Here is a 13498-nt window from a genome sequence, read left to right as displayed (position 1 = left end):
CGCGAGTTGTCGTTCCTTGCAGGTTGGAGAGCGGATGCTCCTTTTCATCTCGTCGCGAACGTGATGATCTCGGGGCTCGAAGGGCCAAGTGGGCTGCCGTCAAAGCCGCCGAATTGCTGTTCGATCCGTAGCCCCGCGTTCCCCAGCAGGCTCGATAAGGCGTCCGTGTCGAGGAATCGCAAGGTGCTGCGACTAACTTGCGGAAGGCTCGGATGCTTTCCGCCGAACCTGTGGGTGAATGTCACCGTCTGTCCATCGAACGGCATGATCACCTCTGTTGTGATCTGCACCAGAGACCCGTCAGGTAGCTCAACGACGACCGCATTTTCGGGTGTCCAGCGCTCCCACGCCCGCACAGAAGGGTTCCGCGTCTCGAACGCGAAGCATCCGCCTGGCACAAGGGCCTGTCGCGCAGCCGCCATCAAATCCCGCAGGTCTTCGTCGCTGACAAGGGCCTGGAATGCATGCCCCGTCATCACAATGAGATCAAACTCGGCTGTCCAGCCGGCCGATTGGAGATCGCCGAGGACCCATTCGATATCCGTGCGCGTTCGTGCGCGATTCAACACGCCGGGTGCTGGGTCGATGCCGCAGAGCCGCCCTGAATGTCCGGCCAGGCGTGCCTCGTGAAGGAGGGTGCCCGTTCCACATCCGACATCAAGCACCGCGTCTGCTGTTAGAATGCGGGGCAGGTAGAAATCATAGTCGTCGCGCGCAGATCTCGGGTGCCAGGCATCGTAGACGGCAGCGAGATATGGGTCGGCGAAAAGGTGGTCGACCATAGGCGGTATTCCCAATCAACTTTGATTGTGCGAGCGGTGGCGCCGCGAGCATATAGCCCATAAGTCGCGTCGATCGTTACCGCACGACCTCGCGGTGGGCGCCGGGCAGTCGGGTGGCGATGAGCTTGTCGATGCGGCGGCCGTCGAGGTCGACGACCTCGAAGCGCCAGCCTTGCGCGTCGACGCATTCGCCGGTCGCCGGCAGATGGTGCATATGCGACAGCACATAGCCGGCGACGGTTTCGTAGTCGCGGTTCTCGGGCAGATCGATGCGGAGAACCTCCGCCATCTCGTCGGCCTGCATGTAGCCGGCGAGCAGCCATGAGCCGTCCTCGCGCTTGACGGCGTTTTCCTCGTCGCCGGCATCGAGGTCCGAGCGGAAGACGCCGGTGATCGCTTCCAGTATGTCGGCCGGGGTGACGATGCCTTCGAAATGGCCGTATTCGTCGTGCACCAGCGCCATCGGCACGTCGGATTCCTTCAGCGTCGCAAGCACATCCAGCGCGTCGGCCTGGTCATGCACGATCGGGGCGGTGCGCACGTGCCGGCGCGGGTCCAGGGCGCGGCCGCCCAGCATCGCGGCCAGCACGTCGCGGGTCTGGACGACACCAATCATGGCATCGACGCCGCCGTCGCCGGCCGGCAGGCGCGAATGCTGGGTATCCATCAGCAGCTTCCTGATGGCGGCCTCGTCGGCTTGCAAATTGATCCAGTCGACCTCGGTGCGCGGCGTCATCACCGCGCGCACGGCACGGTCGCCGAGCCGCATGACGCCCGCGATCATGCGGCGTTCGTCGGATTCGATGGTGCCGTGGTGCTCGGCCTCGGCGACCAGCATCTTGATCTCCTCGTCGGTAACCTTCTCCTCGCTCTGGCCGCGCTGGCCAAGCAGCCACAGGAGGGCACGGCCGGAAAAGTCGAGCAGGAAAACCAGCGGCGCCGAGATGCTGGCGAGGATGGTCATTGCCGGAGCGACCCTGACGGCGACCCGTTCGGGGTCGCGCAAGGCGATCTGCTTGGGCACCAGTTCGCCGATGATCAGCGAGCCATAGGTGATTAGGGCGACGACGATGCCGACGCCGAGCGGGTCGGCGAGGCTTTCGCGGATACCGGCCGACACCAGGAAGGTGGCCAACCGCTCGCCAAGCGTGGCGCCGGAAAAGGCGCCGGACAAGACGCCGACCAAAGTGATGCCGATCTGCACCGAGGACAGGAATTTGCCCGGATTGGCGCCGAGCGCCAGAGCCCGGCCAGCGCCCTTGACGTTGCGGTCGATCATCGCCTTGAGGCGCGCCGGCCGCGACGAGACGATGGCGAGCTCGGACATCGACAGAAGGCCGTTCACACAGATGAGGACGACCACGATGGCAATTTCAGCATAAAGCATGCCGGGTCCATAGCATTGCCACGCGGTTTTCGAAAATAGGACGGTCGCGATTTTTCAGGGCAATCGCTTCAGACAGAAAAGATAATGCCCAATTCGTGTTGGAGGTTATCAATTGTCGAAGTCGGCGCCGCCCTGGCAGCGCAAACCTTAAGCAATGGCCCTTTGTCTTTTCAACTAGCCGGCGGAGCAATCAAGCGGCATCCCAGGGCGGCGCGGAAAAATGCTCGATCAGGGTGTCGACGACGACGCGCACCTTTGGCGCGAGGTTGCGTGTTACCGGCCAGATGGCATGCACCACGGTATTTTCGACAAGACAGTCCGACAGAACCATTTCGAGCTCACCGCGCCTGATGCTGTCGGCCGTCAGCCATGTCGGCAGAAAGACGATGCCGCAGCCGGCCAGTACCGCATCGAGCATCGGTTCGCCGTGGCCGAGCACCAGCCGCGCCTTGGGCGCGAATTTTTCGAGACGGCCGTCGGCATGCCTGACGGTCCAGGGATGGACAGCGCCGTCGCGGCCGTAGCCGATGAGGCTATGCCTGGCGAGATCCTCGATCGATTGCGGCCTGCCATGGGCGTCGAGATAGGCGGGGACGGCGACGATGCCCGAACGCTGGGCATAGATGCGGCGCGCGGCGATCGAAAGGCTGTCGTCGAGATCGCCCATGCGCACCGCCAGATCGATGCCTTCCTCGATCAGGTCGACGCGCCGGTCGTTGAACGAGATTTCCATCGTCAGATCCGGGAATTTTTTGGAAATGTCGAACAGCACCGGGGCGACGCATCGCCGGCCGAAAGCCAGAGGCAGGTCGACGCGCAGCCGCCCGGAAGGCACCTGCTTGCGGGAAGCGAGCAGTGACTGGGCGGCTTCGATCTCGGCCAGCGCCCTGACGCAGGCTTCATAGTAGCTCAGGCCCTCGCTGGTTGGGCTGAGGCTACGGGTGGTACGGTTGAGCAGGCGAACGCCCAACCGCTGTTCCAGCTGTGCGATCGACTTGCCGACCGCCGATTTCGTGACATGCAACCGGACAGCGGCGCCGGTGAAGCTGCCAGCCTCCACGGTATGAACGAATGCGACGATGCCCTGCAGATTGGCCGATTCCAATGAAGCGCTCCTATTGTAGAGTTTCACTCATTAATCCGTTGCAAAACATGCCACATAGAAGCTCTTTTCTCCATAGTGAAACGGCGTAAATGTCCGCGCAGCCATCAACCGCGGAGCGCGAACCAAATGAGCACCGAAAACAAATCCTGGCAGATGAACGGTTTCGGTCTGTCCAGGCTGAAGCCGGCTGAGGGCAAGCTGCCCCAACCCGGGCGGCATGACCTGCTGGTGCGCGTCACAGCGGTATCGCTGAATTACAAGGACAGGATGATCGTCGATGGCGTGCTGATACCGGACCTCAGCTTTCCGTTCGTGCCGACATCGGACGCGGTTGGCGAGGTGGTGGCGATCGGCGGCAAAGTCAGCCGCTTCGGCATCGGGCAGCGCGTGCTCGGCCAGGTCATCGCCGACTGGCCGGACGGCGACGCGCCGCCCGTGCTGCACAAGCATACGCTGGGTTCGTCACTGCCCGGCACGCTGTCCGAGCATGTGCTGTTTCATGAGGATGCCGCCGTGGCGGCGCCGCCGTCGCTCAGCGACATCGAGGCATCGACGCTGCCGATCGCGGCGCTGACGGCCTGGTTCGCGCTGGTCGAGGCGGCCAAGCCGATCCCGGGCGAAACCGTTCTCATCCAGGGCACTGGCGGCGTGTCGCTGTTTGCGCTGCAATTTGCCGCCGCCTTAGGCCTGCGCGCCATCGTCACCTCGAGCTGCGACGAGAAGCTCGAGCGGGCGAAGGCGCTCGGCGCCTGGAAGGGAATCAATTATCGCAGCCAGCCGGCATGGGACGAGGCGGCGCGCAAGCTGACAAACGGCGCCGGCGTCAGGCATGTGCTGGAAATGGTCGGCGGCGACAATGCGCGGCGCTCGCTCAATGCGCTGGGCGCCGACGGCAGGCTGTCGCTCATCGGCCTTCTCGGCAGCATGGAGCTTAGTTTCCCGATCATTCCGTTCCTGCGCAACCGGATCGTCGTACAGGGCATATCGATCGGCCATCGCCGCGCTTTCGAGCGGATGAACCAGGCGATCGAGACGCTTGCGATCAAGCCGGTGATCGACAAGGTGTTTGGCTTCGACGAGGTGCCGCAGGCATTTGAGCGATTGGAGACGGGACCGTTCGGCAAGATCGTGATCGCCGTGCCCTGAACCCCGTCGGCACGAAAATGGCTGTCAGACGGGAAGGCTGATGGCGCCTACGGCAGTTGCAGCAGCACGCCGACAATGGCCTTGCCGTCGGTGAAATAGGGATCGCCTTCGCCGTTGCGCCCGGCCTTTGTGGCGCCGACGCCTGGTATCTGGCTGGTCGAGATCAGCATGCCGGCAGCGGCGAGGTCGCGCATCAACCCGTCGCGCTCGGCGTCGATGTCGGGGCCGATGTGATGGGTGATCGCGCCGGTATCGTGGCTGAGGCCGACGCCGCGGTCGAAGCTTGCCGAGCCAAGCCAAAGCGGCCGGCCGTCGTCGCCGGTCGCATCGGTCTGCCAGAAACGGACGTGGTGGCGCCGGTCGGCGCTGTCGCCGACCGGCTTTTCGAAGGCGAGGTCCTGGGCGCGGCCTTCGAACAGCAGCCGGCTGACCGGCGCATCGGGATAGGGGCGGTTAAACAGCACGCTTTCGCCGATCTCGATCGCGGTCTTCAGCGTGATCGCGTCTGCCGTATCCCAGCCGGCGACGGCAAAAGCATGGACAAGCTCCTTCCTGGTGCCGACAAGGCCGACATTGATCGGATCGCCCAGAATGCCTTGCGGCGTGTGCGTCACCATCTCGAATTGCCGGCTGCGAAAATTGCGGTCCCGCAACGTCCAGAACTCAGGCGCGGCGAAATAGGCGAGCGAAAGATAAGCGGCACAGCATGCCACCAGCCAGGTCGTTGCACGTCGTCGAAGGCTTCGTTGGCTCATGCATTGGCGCTCGAATTGGCAGGCCCGTCAGGCCGTCGAAATCCTTGGCAAGCGGCGCGCAGCCGGTCTATCGTAGCATGAAATGGCGTAGAACCGGCTAGCACGAATGAGGGCGTGATGAAGGGCAAACCGGCGCGCGGCACTGCCATGGCGTTGACCGCCGACCTTGTCGCGCTGGTCGAACGTGTCGAGCCCGACCCCGGCCCCGAGCCCGGGACGACAGAGCACACCGACGCGGAGTTCGATGGTCTTGTCGAGCAACTGCTGCTGAAATACCGGCCCGAAATGCTCTGGGTCTTTGCCTACGGCTCGCTGATCTGGAATCCCGAATTCGACTATGTCGAGCAGCGCCCGGCCACGGCGCCAGGGTGGCACCGCTCGTTCTGCATGAAGCTGACCCGCTGGCGGGGAACCCGTGATGTTCCGGCCTTGATGCTGGCTTTGGACCGTGGCGGCAGCTGCAAAGGCGTTGTCTACAGACTTCCGGCAGAAGATCATTTCGGGCAACTCGGTCGGCTGATGCGACGGGAGATCGACGCCAACCCGCCTACCAACGTGCCGCGCTGGATCTGGGTCGAGACCAGCGATGGTCCGCTACGCGCCCTGGCATTCGTCGCGGCGCCCGACGGCAAGGCTTATGCCGGGCGGCTGCCGCTCGATCAGGTGGCACAGACATTGGCGCGCGCAGCCGGACATTGGGGTTCGTCCGCCCAGTATCTGTTCCGCACCGTCAGCATGCTCGAGGAAAGCGGAATCCGCGACAGAAACTTGTGGCACGTCCAGGGTCTGGTCGCGCAGCACATCAAGGCTTCCACCGGCGGCACGCAACGCAGCTGATCCGGACGCTCTCGCGAAATACTTGTTCCAATTTCATCTGAAAACCGGAACGGTCAGCGGCAGGCGCGGTAGCCGTTCTTGCGGTTCTTGATGTCGAAATGGAAATGGTTGCGGTGATCGTAATTGTAGCCGGGGCCGAGCACGGTGGTGAAGTACTGGCAGCCGTCGGCGCGCACATTGTTGAGGAAGCCGCGTGTGCGGAAGGCGAACAGGCCGGGCTTGCGGACGTCGATGTCGTCGCCATTGTTGAGCTCGATGCTCATCACGTCGAGCGCATTGCCCTTGCCGTGTTCCGACAAAACACCTTCGCCGGCAATCCTGCGGCAGGAATAGCTCGAGCCCTGGTGGATGGTCCTGACGCCTGAAAAATAGCGCCAGCGGGCCGACGGGACGAGTTCGTTCCTGGTCCAGCCGGCAAAGGTGGCGGCCATGTCGCAGGTCAGCGTCGCGGCCGGCTTCATCTCGACGCTGCCGATGGCCGAGACCTTGACCGGATAGTCGATGCCGCACTGGCCTTCGTGGATCGGCGCAACGTCGGTGTAGATGATGCCGAGGCGCTTCAGTTCCTTGCGGCAATCGATCTCTGCGGCCGGCATCTGTTCGGCCGGCGACATCGGGTTGTCCAAGCGCGGATAGGCGGCCGTCAAATAGGGGTTGGACGGGACGAGGCGCTGCATGCCGGAATATTCCGGGCCGGAATCTTGGGGGCCGGAATCTTGCGGGTCGGAATTGGGCGGAACGGCAGCGGTCTGGCTGCCGACATCGACGGCCGGCTGCAGCGACAATACGCTGCCGGTGTTGCAGGCGGAGATCGCCGCAATGGCAAGCATGGCGGCAAGCCTGCCGGCCATGCGCGCGCGTCCTGTGTGCCGCGCAGCGGCAAGCGCAGCGCCAAATAGCCCGGCCATCGGAAGGGTCCCTGTCCCTGGATGGCACAGACTCTAAACCTGAAGTGTAAAGGAAAAATCAGCGGCGCCGTTCACGCCTGCGGCCAAATTGCGGCGCCACTGTCGGCGCCCGGCGTCATTGGCAAAACGTGCCGCCATTGCGGCGCGGTTCGAGGTCGAAGTGGAGATGCAGGGAATGATCGGCGTCGCTGCCCGGGCCAAGCACGGTCTTGAACGGCCCGCAGGCGGCCTTGCGCACTGCATCCAGGAATTCCGCGTCCTTCTGCGGCGGCGTTGGACCGACATCGATCTCTTTCCCGTCGGAAAGCGTGAAGCTGGCGATGTCGAGGGCGTTGCCGAAGGCGTGCTCCGACAGTTTGCCGCCGGCGTGGCGCGGCCGGCAGACGAAGGCGGAGGCCTGGCCGATCGATTTGATGTCCGTGCCGAACTCGGCCTTTGCGGCAGGCTGGATGACCGAAGCAGCAAAGCGGGCGGCCGCTTCCGCCATCTGGCAATTGAGCTCGGTTTCGGGACCGATGGCGATGGATTTGCCGAGCGTTTTCAGCACGACCGGGTAAGGGATCGAGCAACCGACCGCCGTATCATGCTCGGGCTTGCGCTCCTCGAAATCGACGCCCATGGACTTCAGCCGCCTGCGGCAGGCCAATTCTTCGGCCGGCATTTCCTTCCCGGCAATGGCGGCCGAGCGAGGATCTGGAAGGATTTCTTGCTCCGCCTTTTTGTCTGCCTCGGCCGGGTTTGGTGGCGCGGCCGGTGGGCTTGCCGGCGGCTCAGCCTGCGCCGGCTTTTCAGGAGGCTGTGGTGCAATCGCCGGCGGCTCCGGCTGCTGGGTCTTGGGCTGGCCATTTTGGGGCTGCCCGTTTTGCGGCTGCTCGTTTTGGGGCGGCTCAGCCTCCGGGGCATCCGCCGGGCGCGGTTCGGGGACCGGGATGTCGGCTGGCGACGGCGGAGTGGCTTCCTGGTTGAACTGCGGAACCGGTGCAGTTTGCGGCAGTTCGGGCGCCTTGGCCAGAGCGGGTCCCGTCAGCGACGTAGCCGTAACGGCCAGGAGCAATCTACCCAATCTGAAAAAGCCAAACGCCGCCATTACTTCGCAACGGCCAGAATGCAGGGAAGTTGCCTTGGGCGAGGCGGGCCGGCGATCACAATCGGTAACCGCGCCGTCACGCGCCGATCGCTTCCAGGCCCTCCTCGAGCCAGTCCGCCAGCAGCGGCATGCCGAGCAGGTACTTTGCCGTGCGCTTGTTGGCGCGCTCGCGGGCGGCGGTCAGCGCGTCCGTCCATTCCGTCGCGTCATAGTCGCCGCGGCCGACCCAGGCCAACGCAATCAGTTCGGCCGCTTCGTCGACATTGAGGTCGTCGATCAGTTCGCGCAGTTCCTCCTCGGTGAGATTTTCGGAGCTTTCCTCGGCAAGGCCGTCGTGATGGTGGTTGTCGTGCGCGTTGCCGTCGAGCTCTACCTCGTGCTCGGCGCCGTCGGCATAGTCTTCGTTGACGGCGGCGCTGAGCGCCTTCGCCTTCAGGATGAACAGGCGCACGGTGTCGGGACCGATCGAAAGCTCCCAGTCTCGTTCAACGCGTTGCTGCACCGGCCGTCTCCCTGCTTCGTGCTCGGTCGGCCCGATGATAGCGGATTTGCAGCGCTCGTCACGTTCTCTTGCGCGTCGGCGTTGATCGTGAACCATGATTTCCGATGCCCTCTGTTCCAGGGATAAGATGGCCTTGCTGGGAGAGATCGCGGTTTTGAGATAGAATGGACATTTTCCGGGGACGAAACGGCTTCGGCCCGGCGTTAGTGTTGCATTGTCAGGTTCTAAGGAGAGTTCGATGCGCAGACGATTGCTGATTTGTGCCATGGCCATGGCCGCCCTGCCGCTGATTGCGGCTCCGGCGTTTTCGGCTGGTGAAGGCGGGGGAGGTGGTGGCGGCGGCGGCGGCAATGGCGGCGGCGGCCAGAGCCAGTGCAAGAAGGGGGAGGCCTGGGACAAGAAGCAGAAGAAATGTGTCTCGCCGAAGCAAGGTATGCTGGACGACGACAGCATCTATGATGCCGGTCGCGCGCTGGCGATGGATGGACGCTATGACGAGGCGATCGCCGTGCTCAGCCTCGCCGCCAACAAGCAGGATCCGCGCATCCTCAACTATCTTGGCTATTCGCACCGCCATTCCGGCCGTGTCACCGTCGGCCTCGGCTATTACGAGGAAGCGCTGCGCATCGACCCGAATTACACGCTGGTGCGCGAATATCTCGGCGAGGCGCACCTGCAGATCGGCGATCTTGCCGGCGCCCAGGAACAGCTCCGCGAAATCGAGAAGCGCACGGGCAAGGGGTCTCGCGAATACGGCATGCTGTCGGAGCAGATCGATCATTTCATGAGGAGCTGATCCTCCGGAACGCTCCTCATAACCGGCTGTGAGCGATCGCAGCCGGTTTTTTGCTATGCTGCGCACGTTTGGCCACAACCGGGATTTGGCATCACAGTACACACGATGCGATCTTGGAAACCGCGCTTGACGTCGGGTCAGCCGCGCAATTGGTGGATGATTTTTCAAAAACCGACTTTTTGGACGTGAAAAACCCGCGAAGATTGCTATATCTTGCGAAATTGTGGTGAGACGGTTCCGTTAGCCCGAGGCTGCCGGACCGTTTTCTTTTTGTACCATCGACAAGGTCGCTCCCGATTGCGGGGGCGGCGGCAGGAAAGGTCAGGCATTATGAACAAGGTCCCGATGACAGGCGAGGGGTTCGCGTCATTGAAGGAAGAACTGCGCTGGCGCCAGCAACAAGAGCGGCCGCGTATCATCGAGGCGATTTCCGAAGCGCGCTCGCATGGCGACCTCTCCGAAAATGCCGAATATCACGCGGCAAAAGAGGCACAGAGCCTCAATGAGGGCCGGGTCAACGAACTCGAGGACCTGATCGCGCGGGCCGAGGTGATCGACGTCACCAAGCTCAGCGGCGACAAGGTCAAGTTCGGCGCCACCGTGGTGCTGGTCGACGAGGACACCGAAGAGAAAAAGACCTACCAGATCGTCGGCGACCAGGAAGCGGACGTGAAATCCGGCCGCATCTCGATCTCCTCGCCGATCGCGCGTGCCCTGATCGGCAAGGAAGTCGGCGACGCCATCGAGGTCAACGCACCGGGCGGCGCCAGGGGCTACGAGATCGTCCAGGTGCAGTTTATTTAGGCCGCGAGCCGATAAACAGCGTGCTTGCGGGCGAAAGGCTGCTCAGCGGGCGCGGATCGCCCCAAGCTTGACCCAGACCCAATCGGGATTTTGGTCGTTGTCAGCCCAAACTTCGATGGACACCGGTCCCGGCGGGACCGGTATGTTCACATAGCGGAACGAGCTGCTGTCGCTCAAAGTGGCCACTCCGCTTGGGACGTCGATTGTTCCGCAGAAGAATTTCGCCCCGCCACCCTCACAATTCTGATCCGTGATGGTTACGAGGGTCGCTCCATCGACAAAGGACAATCCGCAAAAGCACAGGCAATCGCTGGTTGCAGTGGCGAATATCTCGCCCGCATTGTCTGGGATCGACACCAGCGGCGAGGAGTCGGAGAGGAATAGAATCGGGTGGGCAGTCTCGATCTGCATCTGAAACTTCGACATACATCCCTCCGACGCGCAGCCAGCAATTGCCGCCCGCTAAAATTCTACATCGCAGCCTGCGATTTGAGTGTCAGCAATCTCTCTGCTTCCGCCATCACCTCCGGCGGCGTGACGCCGCGGCCGGGCTTGGCCAGCAGCGTCGATGAGAATGGGCCGCGCGGGCCGGTCAGACCGGGCTCGGAGGCCAGGAATACCGCCACCGTCGGCAGGCCGAAAGCGCTGGCGAGATGGGTCAGGCCGGTGTCGGCGCCGATGACCAGCGCCGAGCCGCCGATGACAGCGGCGATCTCGGCAAGCGGCGACCTGGGAACCACCACGGTTTGCGAAACGGCGCCGGCGATCGCCTCGGCAACTGCCTTTTCCCGGTCGTTCGACCAGGTGGTGACCGGCGTCATCCCTCGTGCCACGAGAAGCCGGGCGGTTTCGATCCAGTCCGCGACCGGCCATTTCTTGTCCTCGCGGCTGGTGCCGTGCAGCAGGAAGGCGGTCTTTTCGCCGACAAAAGTCGATCTTCCGGCTGGCGGAACGATGCCGGAGTCAAGCCGGGAAAAATCCGGCTCGTAGCCGAGCGCCAACCCGAACAGCCGTCTCGTGCGCTCGATTGCGTGCAGGCCGCGCGGCACGGCGTAGCGATGGCCATAAAATAAACTCGCCGAAGGCTCGCGGGCGCTCGAGCGGTCGAACCCGGCGATCGGTCCTGCCGCCAGCCGCGCCACCAGCGCCGATTTCAGCAAGCCTTGCGCATCGAGAACGAGGTCGTAGCGGCAATCGCGCAAGGCGCGGCACAAGGCGACCACTTCCCGCCATGTGCCGGGCTCGAGCAGCTTCCTGCGCCAGCGCCGGATTGCCACGCTGTGGATGGTTTGGATGGCTGGATGCAGCGCCACGATGCCGGCAAAGGCCTCTTCCACGCACCAGTCGAACGACAGGCCGGGCCGGGCGCGGCGCGCATCCTCGATCGCGGGAAAGGTGTGGATGACGTCGCCCATCGACGACGTCTTGACGATCAGCACCTTCATGCGGCGGCCGGCATTTCCAGCAGCCGCTCCGCCGCCACCACGACGCGTTCGACGTCCAGCGTCTTCAGGCAGTTGAGATGACCGAGTGGGCAGGTCTTCCTGTGGCACGGCGAACAGGACAGGCCGAGCCAGACCAGTTCGCGACGCTCTGCGAGCGGCGGCGTGTTGTCGGGCGAGGTCGAGCCGTAGACGGCGACAACCGGCGTGCCGACCGCGGCGACGACATGCATCAGCCCGCTGTCGTTGGAGACGGCGAGCCTGGCCGCCGCGATCAGGTCGATGGCATCCTCCAGCCGCGTCTGGCCGGCAAGATCGACGGCGCCCGGCGCAAGCGCGGCGATTTCCGCCGTCACCCCAGCGTCGTTCTTCGATCCGAACAGCGCCACGCCAAACCCTTTCGCCATCATCTCGCGGGCAAGGCCGGCATAGTGTTCGCTCGGCCAGCGCTTGGCCGGGCCGAATTCGGCGCCGGGCATAAGTGCGACGAATTTCCTCGCCGTCAGCCCGAAACGGCCGAGCAGTGCCGCCTGGTTATCCTGATCGACGGCAAGCTTGGGAGCCCGGAAGGCGCCGCCCTGGGCAAGGCCGAAATAGGCCTGCGCGGTGCGCCGTTTCAGGCGATCGGGCAAGGGCACGATGTCGGTCAGCAGCCCGTAGCGCATCTCCTTGAGATGGCCGACGCGGCGCGGAATGCCGGCAAAGAACGGGATCAGCGCCGACTTCCAGCTGCCCGGCAGGATATAGGCCATGTCGTAGCGGCCGCGCAGCAGGCGGCCGAAGCGCCTGCGGACGCGGAATTCGAACGCGCCGGATTTCAGCGGCAGATCGATCTGCTGGCGTATTTCGGGCATGCGCTTGACCAGGGGGGCTGCCCAGGCCGGCGCCAGCACGTCGATGGCGGCGTTCGGATGAAGCTCCCTCAGCGCCTGGAACAGGCACTGCGCCATCACCATGTCGCCCACCCAGCGTGGGCCGATCACGAGGATCGTTGGGCTTTCAGCCATTCGACATAGTCTCTGACGCCGGTTTCCACTGTGCGGAACTGGCCATTGTAACCGGCTGCGCGCAAGCGGGACATATCAGCTTGCGTAAAGCTCTGGTAGCTGCCCTTGAGGTGGTCGGGAAACTCGATGAATTCGATCTGGCCTTGGCCGAGCGTATCGATCACCGTTTCGGCAATGGCGCGGAACGGCTGGGCCTTGCCGGTGCCGCAGTTGAAGATGCCGCTCGAGCCGCGTTTCCACAGCCACAGATTGACGTCGGCGACATCGCCGACATGGATGAAGTCGCGGCTCTGCTCGCCGGGCCCGAAACCATCATAGGCGCCGAACAGCTTGGGGTTTTCGCCGCGTTCGACCTGGTTGAACAAATGGAAGGCGACCGAGGCCATGGCGCCCTTATGCGCCTCGCGCGGTCCGTAGACGTTGAAATAACGCAGGCCCGCCACCGGCGAATGGTCGGTATCGAACACGGTGCGGCGGACATAGTCGTCGAACAGCTTTTTCGAATAGGCATAGACGTTGAGCGGCCGTTCGTATTGCGGATCCTCGCGGAACTCGGCGCCGCCGCCATAGACCGAAGCGGACGAGGCATAGAGGAAGGGTACGCGCAGGGCCAGGCAGGCGTGCAGCAAGTGCTTCGAATAGGTGTAGTTGACCTCCATCATGAACTTGCCGTTCCATTCGGTGGTGGTCGAGCAGGCACCCTGGTGGAAGACGGCCTCGATGCGGCCGAGGTCCCCGGCCTCCATCCGCGCCAGAAAATCGTCCTTGTCGAGATAATCGGCGATCTCGAGATCGGCGAGATTGGCGATCTTGTGGCCGTCGGTGAGGTCGTCGACGACGAGGATGTCGCTGAAACCGTCGGCGTTGAGCGCGGCGACGATGTTGGAACCGATCATGCCGGCGCCGCCCGTGACGATGATCATGAAAGCCTCTGGTACCT

General features: G+C 63.6%; 15 protein-coding genes. 4 read left to right on the top strand and 11 right to left on the bottom strand.

What is annotated here, in order from left to right; genetic code table 11:
• Positions 1-44: 44 nt before the first annotated feature.
• From NKJ93_RS28490 to NKJ93_RS28480, 3 genes are all read right to left on the bottom strand, one after another.
• Positions 45-782 (bottom strand): class I SAM-dependent DNA methyltransferase, encoded by a 738-nt coding sequence (locus tag NKJ93_RS28490; RefSeq protein ID WP_352592485.1) that lies wholly within the window; start codon positions 780-782, stop codon positions 45-47.
• A 76-nt stretch (positions 783-858) separates the two neighbouring features.
• On the bottom strand, positions 859-2169 hold the full coding sequence (locus tag NKJ93_RS28485) for a hemolysin family protein (protein WP_352592482.1): 1311 nt from the start codon (positions 2167-2169) through the stop codon (positions 859-861).
• 190 nt (positions 2170-2359) lie between these two features.
• Positions 2360-3274, bottom strand: coding sequence for a LysR family transcriptional regulator (locus NKJ93_RS28480; protein WP_352592479.1), 915 nt, complete (start codon positions 3272-3274; stop codon positions 2360-2362).
• A 126-nt stretch (positions 3275-3400) separates the two neighbouring features.
• Here NKJ93_RS28480 and NKJ93_RS28475 point away from each other — a divergent pair, with 126 nt between their 5' ends.
• Complete coding sequence (locus NKJ93_RS28475) at positions 3401-4420, top strand: zinc-dependent alcohol dehydrogenase family protein (protein ID WP_352592476.1); 1020 nt, start codon at positions 3401-3403, stop codon at positions 4418-4420.
• A gap of 47 nt (positions 4421-4467) precedes the next feature.
• Here NKJ93_RS28475 and NKJ93_RS28470 read toward each other — a convergent pair whose 3' ends face one another.
• On the bottom strand, positions 4468-5175 hold the full coding sequence (locus NKJ93_RS28470; protein ID WP_352483134.1) for an LssY C-terminal domain-containing protein: 708 nt from the start codon (positions 5173-5175) through the stop codon (positions 4468-4470).
• A 117-nt stretch (positions 5176-5292) separates the two neighbouring features.
• Between NKJ93_RS28470 and NKJ93_RS28465 the strand changes: the two genes are divergently transcribed.
• Entirely contained in the window at positions 5293-6012 is a 720-nt protein-coding gene (locus tag NKJ93_RS28465; protein ID WP_352483135.1) for a gamma-glutamylcyclotransferase, read from the top strand.
• A gap of 53 nt (positions 6013-6065) precedes the next feature.
• Here NKJ93_RS28465 and NKJ93_RS28460 read toward each other — a convergent pair whose 3' ends face one another.
• From NKJ93_RS28460 to NKJ93_RS28450, 3 genes are all read right to left on the bottom strand, one after another.
• Positions 6066-6920 (bottom strand): extensin-like domain-containing protein, encoded by an 855-nt coding sequence (locus NKJ93_RS28460; protein ID WP_352592473.1) that lies wholly within the window; start codon positions 6918-6920, stop codon positions 6066-6068.
• A 115-nt stretch (positions 6921-7035) separates the two neighbouring features.
• Complete coding sequence (locus tag NKJ93_RS28455) at positions 7036-8007, bottom strand: extensin-like domain-containing protein (protein WP_352592470.1); 972 nt, start codon at positions 8005-8007, stop codon at positions 7036-7038.
• A 76-nt stretch (positions 8008-8083) separates the two neighbouring features.
• Positions 8084-8509 (bottom strand): DUF3775 domain-containing protein, encoded by a 426-nt coding sequence (locus NKJ93_RS28450; RefSeq protein WP_023719115.1) that lies wholly within the window; start codon positions 8507-8509, stop codon positions 8084-8086.
• 238 nt (positions 8510-8747) lie between these two features.
• On the opposite strand from NKJ93_RS28450, the gene NKJ93_RS28445 reads away from it, so the two are divergent.
• Together NKJ93_RS28445 and greA are read left to right on the top strand one after the other, a co-directional pair.
• A complete protein-coding gene (locus tag NKJ93_RS28445) occupies positions 8748-9305 on the top strand; it encodes a tetratricopeptide repeat protein (protein WP_352592467.1) in 558 nt (185 codons plus the stop codon).
• Positions 9306-9635: 330 nt separating this feature from the next.
• Complete coding sequence (gene greA / locus NKJ93_RS28440) at positions 9636-10109, top strand: transcription elongation factor GreA (RefSeq protein ID WP_023719113.1); 474 nt, start codon at positions 9636-9638, stop codon at positions 10107-10109.
• Between the two features lie 42 nt (positions 10110-10151).
• Here greA and NKJ93_RS28435 read toward each other — a convergent pair whose 3' ends face one another.
• Genes NKJ93_RS28435 through rfaD form a run of 4 tightly spaced genes read right to left on the bottom strand, consistent with a single transcriptional unit; the run spans position 10152 to position 13481 of the window.
• Positions 10152-10535, bottom strand: a complete 384-nt coding sequence (locus tag NKJ93_RS28435) for a hypothetical protein (RefSeq protein ID WP_352592464.1) — start codon at positions 10533-10535, stop codon at positions 10152-10154.
• A gap of 44 nt (positions 10536-10579) precedes the next feature.
• Positions 10580-11554, bottom strand: a complete 975-nt coding sequence (gene waaC, locus NKJ93_RS28430) for a lipopolysaccharide heptosyltransferase I (RefSeq protein ID WP_352592461.1) — start codon at positions 11552-11554, stop codon at positions 10580-10582.
• Positions 11551-12558 carry a lipopolysaccharide heptosyltransferase II gene (waaF, locus tag NKJ93_RS28425; RefSeq protein WP_352592459.1) on the bottom strand — a complete coding sequence of 336 codons (1008 nt, stop codon included), beginning with the start codon at positions 12556-12558 and terminating at the stop codon, positions 11551-11553. The genes waaC and waaF overlap by 4 nt, the downstream gene beginning before the upstream one ends.
• Positions 12531-13481, bottom strand: coding sequence for an ADP-glyceromanno-heptose 6-epimerase (gene rfaD / locus NKJ93_RS28420; RefSeq protein WP_352592456.1), 951 nt, complete (start codon positions 13479-13481; stop codon positions 12531-12533). The genes waaF and rfaD overlap by 28 nt, the downstream gene beginning before the upstream one ends.
• Positions 13482-13498: the final 17 nt, after the last annotated feature.

This window comes from Mesorhizobium sp. M0028, from assembly GCF_040323855.1.
Taxonomy (GTDB): Bacteria; Pseudomonadota; Alphaproteobacteria; order Rhizobiales; family Rhizobiaceae; genus Mesorhizobium.
This window is presented reverse-complemented; position numbering and strand designations above follow the sequence as displayed.

Bases quoted from the DNA above. Each gene is read 5' to 3' on its own strand.
- rfaD (WP_352592456.1), bottom strand. From the start codon at position 13,481: ATGATCATCGTCACGGGCGGCGCCGGCATGATCGGTTCCAACATCGTC.
- NKJ93_RS28475 (WP_352592476.1), top strand. From the start codon at position 3,401: ATGAGCACCGAAAACAAATCCTGGCAGATGAACGGTTTCGGTCTGTCC.
- waaC (WP_352592461.1), bottom strand. From the start codon at position 11,554: ATGAAGGTGCTGATCGTCAAGACGTCGTCGATGGGCGACGTCATCCAC.
- NKJ93_RS28445 (WP_352592467.1), top strand. From the start codon at position 8,748: ATGCGCAGACGATTGCTGATTTGTGCCATGGCCATGGCCGCCCTGCCG.
- NKJ93_RS28465 (WP_352483135.1), top strand. From the start codon at position 5,293: ATGAAGGGCAAACCGGCGCGCGGCACTGCCATGGCGTTGACCGCCGAC.
- NKJ93_RS28490 (WP_352592485.1), bottom strand. From the start codon at position 782: ATGGTCGACCACCTTTTCGCCGACCCATATCTCGCTGCCGTCTACGAT.
- NKJ93_RS28485 (WP_352592482.1), bottom strand. From the start codon at position 2,169: ATGCTTTATGCTGAAATTGCCATCGTGGTCGTCCTCATCTGTGTGAAC.
- NKJ93_RS28455 (WP_352592470.1), bottom strand. From the start codon at position 8,007: ATGGCGGCGTTTGGCTTTTTCAGATTGGGTAGATTGCTCCTGGCCGTT.
- greA (WP_023719113.1), top strand. From the start codon at position 9,636: ATGAACAAGGTCCCGATGACAGGCGAGGGGTTCGCGTCATTGAAGGAA.
- NKJ93_RS28470 (WP_352483134.1), bottom strand. From the start codon at position 5,175: ATGAGCCAACGAAGCCTTCGACGACGTGCAACGACCTGGCTGGTGGCA.
- waaF (WP_352592459.1), bottom strand. From the start codon at position 12,558: ATGGCTGAAAGCCCAACGATCCTCGTGATCGGCCCACGCTGGGTGGGC.
- NKJ93_RS28460 (WP_352592473.1), bottom strand. From the start codon at position 6,920: ATGGCCGGGCTATTTGGCGCTGCGCTTGCCGCTGCGCGGCACACAGGA.
- NKJ93_RS28435 (WP_352592464.1), bottom strand. From the start codon at position 10,535: ATGTCGAAGTTTCAGATGCAGATCGAGACTGCCCACCCGATTCTATTC.